The sequence below is a fragment of the Bacillus sp. AF62 genome (assembly GCF_050312695.1).
Classification (GTDB): domain Bacteria; phylum Bacillota; class Bacilli; order Bacillales; family Bacillaceae_G; genus Bacillus_A; species Bacillus_A cereus.
Map to the genome: position 1 here is coordinate 96,204 of NZ_JBNPJZ010000042.1, position 6,795 is coordinate 102,998.

Here is a 6,795-nt window from a genome sequence, read left to right on the forward strand (position 1 = left end):
ATTGGTAGAAGACTAGGAGTGGACGAGTATGCAGAAAGAAACAGTTATTATAATCGGAGGCGGTCCGTGCGGATTAGCGGCAGCGATTTCGTTGCAAAAGGTAGGGATAAATCCGTTAGTAATTGAAAAAGGAAACATTGTAAATGCCATTTATAATTATCCAACTCATCAAACATTTTTCTCTTCTAGTGAAAAATTAGAAATTGGTGATGTAGCTTTTATTACAGAAAATCGTAAGCCAGTTCGAAATCAAGCGCTTGCGTATTATCGTGAAGTAGTAAAACGTAAATCTGTACGTGTAAATGCTTTTGAGCGAGTGGAGAAAGTTCAAAACGATGGAGAAGTTTTTCAGGTTGAGACGACAAAGCGTGACGGAAGTAAAGAAATATATATAGCGAAATATATTGTTGTAGCAACTGGATATTATGATAATCCAAATTATATGAATGTTCCAGGTGAGGAATTGAAGAAAGTAGCTCACTATTTTAAAGAGGGGCATCCTTATTTTGATCGAGATGTAGTAGTTATAGGTGGGAAAAACTCGAGTGTAGATGCCGCGTTAGAACTTGTTAAAGCTGGTGCGCGTGTAACGGTACTGTATCGTGGAAGTGAGTATTCACCAAGCATAAAGCCTTGGATTTTGCCGGAATTTGAGGCGTTAGTACGAAACGACACAATTCAAATGCATTTCGGGGCTCATGTGAAAGAAATTACTGAGCATACATTAACGTTTACAGTTGATGGTGAAGATTTTACAATCCAAAATGATTTTGTATTTGCGATGACTGGTTATCATCCTGATCATAGCTTCTTAACAAAGATGGGTGTTAAGATTGATGAAGAAACAGGACGTCCAATTTATACAGAGGATAGAATGGAAACGAATGCTGAAAATATTTTCATTGCAGGTGTCATAGCTGCTGGAAATAATGCAAATGAAATATTTATCGAGAACGGTAGATTTCATGGAGATGCGATTGCACAAACTATTGCATCAAGAGAAAAATAAAAAGGAGCTGTCGGGAAAACCTCGACAGCTCCTTTTTATTCGTGCATAAACATATTTTGAATGGATTCATGAGAATTTGTATTCTCTAATGCGACAAGTAATTTAATGCGTGCTTTTTGTGCATTTAAGCCGTATGTGAATACAATGCCCATATCTTTTAAGTGTTTACCGCCACCTTCATACGAATATACGTCTTGAACGATACCGTTGAAACAGCGAGAAACTAATACGACAGGAATACCTTTATTTAATAATCGTTCTAGACTAGGAAGTGTTCTTGGAGGTAGATTACCTTGTCCAAGCGCTTCGATAACAATACCGTCTACAGGAAGATTTTCGATTGCTGCTAATAATGTATCATCCATGCCGGCATATGCTTTTAGAACAACTACATTTTTAGATACTTTGTTTATCGTATATGTTTCGTGATGTACTAAAGCGTGATGGAAGACAACACCGCGTTTTGTTACCATTCCAATTGGTCCATATTGTGGGCTTTGGAATGTTGCGACATTACTTGTATGTGTTTTCGTTACATTTGTAGCACAATGAATTTCGTCGTTTAATACGACTAAAACACCTTTTTCTGCAGCTTCATCACAACTAGCAACTTTTACAGCTGATAAGAAGTTATATAGACCATCAGCACCTAACTCATTGCTAGAGCGCATTGCACCTGTCACAACAATCGGAATGGTTGCTTGTACTGTTAAATCTAAGAAATAAGCTGTTTCTTCTAATGTATCCGTACCATGCGTAATGACTACGCCATGAATGTTGTCTTGTTTTACTCTTTCATCAATGATGACTTGTAATTGTAACATTTCGCTCGGTGTCATATGAGGAGATGGTAGATGGAACACATCTTCAACGATTAAATCAACATCGCCTTCTAAATCAGGAATGAATTTTAAAAGAGGATTTTTTTCACCTGGTTGTACGACCCCAGTTTCTTTATCTTCCTCCATTGCAATTGTTCCACCTGTGTGTAAAACTAGGATTCTTTTCAATGCTTATACCCCTTTCAAGTAAAAAAATACATTTAGAACATAACATGTTTTGAGTAAATTCGACAATGGAAATGTATAAAAGTATGCCTCGAAAATGACAATAAAATTAACTGCTATATGTACGATGTATAAAATCACGAAACGAAATGTGCAAATATAGTATAGGAGGGGGCAATTATGTTGAAAAAGATGGAGAGAATTTTTATTCGTATATTAATAATACAATTCATTTGTCTTTCTGTTGTACAATTGTTATTTATACATAAGTCATCAGTGAAATATTTATCTAAAATTGTTTATTACGAAGGTGTCATGGTAAAAAATAAAGCAGAAATCTTGCAGGTGAATAGGTAGTTTTCATTTTCTTCTATGAAGGATTATGCTACAATAATTGAGGATTTAATGACGTGAAGCAAATGAAAAGAAGCAGGGTGAACACCTGCTTTTCGTTTTGTTTTATAAGTGAAAAAATGAGGTGTTACAATGGATAAACGAATTTCAATTGCTATAGATGGTCCAGCAGCTGCTGGGAAAAGTACAGTGGCAAAAGTTGTTGCGAAGGAACTTTCTTACGTTTATATTGATACAGGCGCGATGTACCGTACGCTTACATATGCAGCCCTTGAACAAAAAGTAGATATTGAAAATGAAGAACAGTTAATGGAAGTTGTAAAGAATGTAAATATTGAATTTCAACAAGGAGAAAATACGCAGCTTGTATTTTTGAATGGACAAGATGTTTCTGAAGTAATCCGTACACCTGATGTGACGAATCGAGTATCTATTGTAGCGAAGCATCGCCTTGTTCGTGAAGAAATGGTACGTCGTCAGCAAGAGTTAGCGAAAAAAGGCGGCGTTGTAATGGACGGCCGTGATATTGGTACACATGTATTACCGGATGCTGAAGTGAAAATCTTTATGCTTGCTTCTGTTGAAGAAAGAGCGGAAAGAAGGCATTTAGAAAATTTAAATAAAGGTTTCGATTCTAATTTAGAGCAGCTAAAAGAAGAAATTGCTCAGCGTGATAAATTAGATTCAGAACGCGAAGTTTCTCCACTAAAAAAGGCTGATGATGCATTGGAATTAGATACGACTTCTTTATCAATTGAAGAAGTTGTCCAAAAAATTATGAGTATTGTTTCAGGAGTGTTTGCGAAATAAAGAAAGGGGATAATCCTCTTTCTTTTTTTGTTGAAATAGAAATGTAAAGGATACGTGAATTGTGAGTCTCTTTCCTTGACAAATGAGGTAATTTGTAAGAAGTTAGTTAAAGAGGAATAAAACTGTCAGAATATATTCGCTATTATATTTCAAAACATACTTTTTTCAAGCTGGTTTTGCTGTATACTATTTATATAGGTTTAATATATTTTCTTGTGAATGGTATTGAAAAAGAGTATGTGATGAGAGATTCTTAAACATGCAAATGAAAACTTTGTTTTCATTTCGTATATACATAAAAAAATGCTTTGTCAATTCTGTAGGGAGGTATTTCCATGGTAGAGAAAATGAATGAAGAAGTTATGGATTCAAAAGAATTACAAGTTGGTGACGTTGTTACAGGTTCTGTAACGAAAGTTGAAGAGAAACAAGTGCTTGTAAATGTTGGATACAAAACAGATGGCGTAATTCCAATTAGTGAATTAGCTAACGTTCATATTGAAAAAGCAAGCGATGTTGTAGAATTAGATCAAACACTAGAGTTGAAAATTATTAAATTAGAAGAAGATGATCTTGTCTTATCTAAACGTGCTGTTGATGCAGAAAAAGCATGGGTAGAATTACAAGAGAAATTTACTTCTGGTCATGTATTTGATGTTACTGTAAAAGATATTGTGAATGGCGGATTAGTTGTGGACCTTGGTGTTCGCGGTTTTATTCCAGCTTCACTTGTAGAAGTACATTATGTAGAAGACTTTACTGACTATAAAGGTAAAACATTAGCGGTGAAAATTGTTGAATTAGACCGTGAAAAAAATCGTGTAATCCTTTCGCATAAAGCGGTAGTAGAATTAGAACTAGATTCTAAGAAAAAAGAAGCAATTTCTTCATTAAAAGAAGGTGACGTTGTTGAAGGAACAGTGCAACGATTAACTGACTTTGGTGCTTTCGTTAACGTTGGTGGCGTGGACGGTTTAGTTCACATTTCACAAATTTCACACGAACGTGTAGAGCAACCTTCTGAAGTATTAGAGCAAGGTCAAAAGGTTAAGGTGAAGGTGTTATCTGTTGATGCTGATACACAACGTATTTCTTTATCAATTAAAGCGGCTCAACCAGGACCTTGGGAAAACGTTGCTGGCGAAATAAAAGCTGGAGATATTCGTGAGGGAGTAGTAAAACGCCTTGTTACATTTGGTGCATTCGTTGAGATTTTACCTGGCGTTGAAGGACTAGTACACGTATCTCAAATTGCAAATCGTCACGTGAAAAACCCGAATGAAGTATTGGAAATGGGACAAGAAGTAAAAGTGAAAGTACTTGAAGTTCACGTAGCAGAGAAACGTATTTCTTTAAGTATAAAAGAAGCGCTTGAGGAAAATAATGTAATTGAAGATTATAGTCAGTATGAGCCAAATGCTGATTCTGCTACTTTCCAATTAAGTGATATTATTGGTGAACAACTGAAAAAATTAAAGAAATAATGAGGGGTACAAGTGGTAAGGGCAAAACGTAAATTAGATCATATTGAATACGCTCTTTCTACTGGTCAGTCTCGTACGCATGGCTTTCATGATATTGATTTTGTGCATCAAAGCTTGCCAAATTCAAATTATGACACAATAACATGTGAAACAAAAATCGGCGAACTTTCACTAAGTTCGCCGATTTTTATCAATGCGATGACTGGTGGTGGAGGAGAGAAAACGTTACATATTAATGAGCAATTAGCATATGTAGCGAAACAGCATAACCTTGCTATGGCTGTAGGGTCGCAAATGGCGGCGTTAAAAGATGAAAGTGAGGCTGCTTCTTATAAGGTGATTAGAAAGGTAAACCCGAATGGTATTTTCTTTGCTAATTTAGGTAGTGAGGCAACTATCGAGCAGGCAGAGCGTGCCGTTGATATGATTGAAGCGAATGCATTGCAAATTCATTTAAATGTCATACAAGAGTTAACGATGCCAGAAGGAGACCGTGACTTTACTGGTGTACTTCAGCGCATAGAGAAAATTGTTTTAAATAGTAAAGTTCCTGTCATTGTAAAAGAAGTTGGATTTGGGATGAGCAAGGAAACAATGCAACAGTTAGCGAACGTAGGTGTAACGGCAATTGATATTGGTGGGCAAGGTGGTACGAATTTTGCTGCTGTTGAAAATGAAAGAAGACAGCGAATGCTTTCTTATTTTAATAACTGGGGCATACAAACAGCAACCTCGATTATTGAAGCAACCTCTACAAATAATAACCTCTCTTTTATTGCATCAGGGGGTATACAGACAGCGCTTGACGTAGCGAAAGCAATCGCATTAGGGGCGAATACAACTGCGTTTGCTGGTTACTTTTTACGTATTTTAATGCAAGATGGTATCGAGAAATTAGTGGATGAAATTGAACTTCTACATACAGATTTGAAATTTATTATGACAGCTCTTGGTGCGAAGACGATAGAAGAGTTGCAGTCTGTACCTCTTGTTGTAAAAGGTGAAACATATCATTGGTTAATGCAGCGTGGTATTGATACTGCGCATTATAGTAGGAGATAAAGTTATTTAATATCAACCGGAGAATTATTTATATCCGGTTGATATTAAATTAATATGAATTGCGTATAGAATTTTTAAATTCATATATCGCTATATATAAAACATTTCATATAGAGAGGCTATTCTTTAGTGAATTTATTGCTGTAATATAGAAAGGCAGTATTAGAAAGGAGCAAATGTTTTGAGGGATATAGCATTTTTTATGGATAAATTTCGAATTCATTTATTAGAAAAAGCTGAAGAAAATAAAAAAACATCAGATTTGATAGCGATTTTATATATAATATATTTTATTAGTATATTAATGTTGGTTCCTATGTTGTTAAAAAAAGTCGGTATAATAGAATTATCAAATTACTTTGTTGAATTGTTTGATATACTTAAAGGGGTTTTACGTGGGGATATTAGCTACGAAACGCAAAACAAATTAATCATGATGACAGATAAGTTAATGAAATTTACGAATGAATATATAAGCGATTTTAGTCTGTACATAAAATGGACAATTAGCGTGTTTATTTTTATGTTAATTAGTCAAGTGATAAGAGTGGTATTTAAATCTATAAAAGTTCGATTGATTGTACAAAGTGTGTTGTCTTTTGTATATTTGATAATGCTTGAAGAAAATATGATTTTTGCATTAATAATTGGGCTAGTAATTCTTTTTTGGATGACACGATATATAAGTGTAGGAAGTTTAAAATATGTTAATTTTTTTATGTATTTAAGTGGTGCAATTCGCATTTATCATTTAAATAAAGCAGAAGAAAAAGCGAGGGTTATCAAGAGTCGGTTTAGCTATTGGTTAGTAATTTTAATTAGCTTTTTTGTCGTGACTTATTGTACGAAAATGATTTTTTGGGGTATATCTCTTAAGATGAATGCCTTGATTAGTCTCTCTTTATTTTTGTTAATATGGATGAATTCGAGTTCTAATAAAGTAATAGAACTAGTTAGAAAATTAGTAGTTTATGTATTGTTTATACCTATTGGAGGGTGTTGCAAAACTCATAAATATCCAAAAATGAATGCATAAAGAAACCCGTTTTCCTGGAAGAATGATAGTATC

7 protein-coding genes are annotated in these 6,795 nt (G+C 34.6%); 6 read left to right on the forward strand and 1 reads right to left on the reverse strand.

What is annotated here, in order from left to right; translation table 11 throughout:
• The first annotated feature begins 28 nt into the window (after positions 1 to 28).
• Positions 29 to 1,009: a YpdA family putative bacillithiol disulfide reductase gene (locus tag ACQRBL_RS07230; RefSeq protein WP_001168518.1), complete on the forward strand. Its 981-nt coding sequence runs from the start codon at positions 29 to 31 to the stop codon at positions 1,007 to 1,009.
• A gap of 35 nt (positions 1,010 to 1,044) precedes the next feature.
• On the opposite strand, the gene ansA is transcribed toward ACQRBL_RS07230, so the two are convergent.
• Complete coding sequence (gene ansA, locus ACQRBL_RS07235) at positions 1,045 to 2,019, reverse strand: asparaginase (RefSeq protein ID WP_000822009.1); 975 nt, start codon at positions 2,017 to 2,019, stop codon at positions 1,045 to 1,047.
• Between the two features lie 180 nt (positions 2,020 to 2,199).
• Here ansA and ACQRBL_RS07240 point away from each other — a divergent pair, with 180 nt between their 5' ends.
• From ACQRBL_RS07240 to ACQRBL_RS07260, 5 genes are all read left to right on the forward strand, one after another.
• A complete protein-coding gene (locus ACQRBL_RS07240; protein WP_023521499.1) occupies positions 2,200 to 2,373 on the forward strand; it encodes a YpfB family protein in 174 nt (57 codons plus the stop codon).
• 129 nt (positions 2,374 to 2,502) lie between these two features.
• Complete coding sequence (gene cmk / locus ACQRBL_RS07245) at positions 2,503 to 3,180, forward strand: (d)CMP kinase (protein ID WP_000361252.1); 678 nt, start codon at positions 2,503 to 2,505, stop codon at positions 3,178 to 3,180.
• A gap of 335 nt (positions 3,181 to 3,515) precedes the next feature.
• Positions 3,516 to 4,664, forward strand: coding sequence for a 30S ribosomal protein S1 (rpsA, locus tag ACQRBL_RS07250; RefSeq protein WP_000229558.1), 1,149 nt, complete (start codon positions 3,516 to 3,518; stop codon positions 4,662 to 4,664).
• A gap of 12 nt (positions 4,665 to 4,676) precedes the next feature.
• Positions 4,677 to 5,726 (forward strand): type 2 isopentenyl-diphosphate Delta-isomerase, encoded by a 1,050-nt coding sequence (locus ACQRBL_RS07255; RefSeq protein WP_000251041.1) that lies wholly within the window; start codon positions 4,677 to 4,679, stop codon positions 5,724 to 5,726.
• A gap of 181 nt (positions 5,727 to 5,907) precedes the next feature.
• Positions 5,908 to 6,762 carry a hypothetical protein gene (locus ACQRBL_RS07260; RefSeq protein WP_411995782.1) on the forward strand — a complete coding sequence of 285 codons (855 nt, stop codon included), beginning with the start codon at positions 5,908 to 5,910 and terminating at the stop codon, positions 6,760 to 6,762.
• Positions 6,763 to 6,795: the final 33 nt, after the last annotated feature.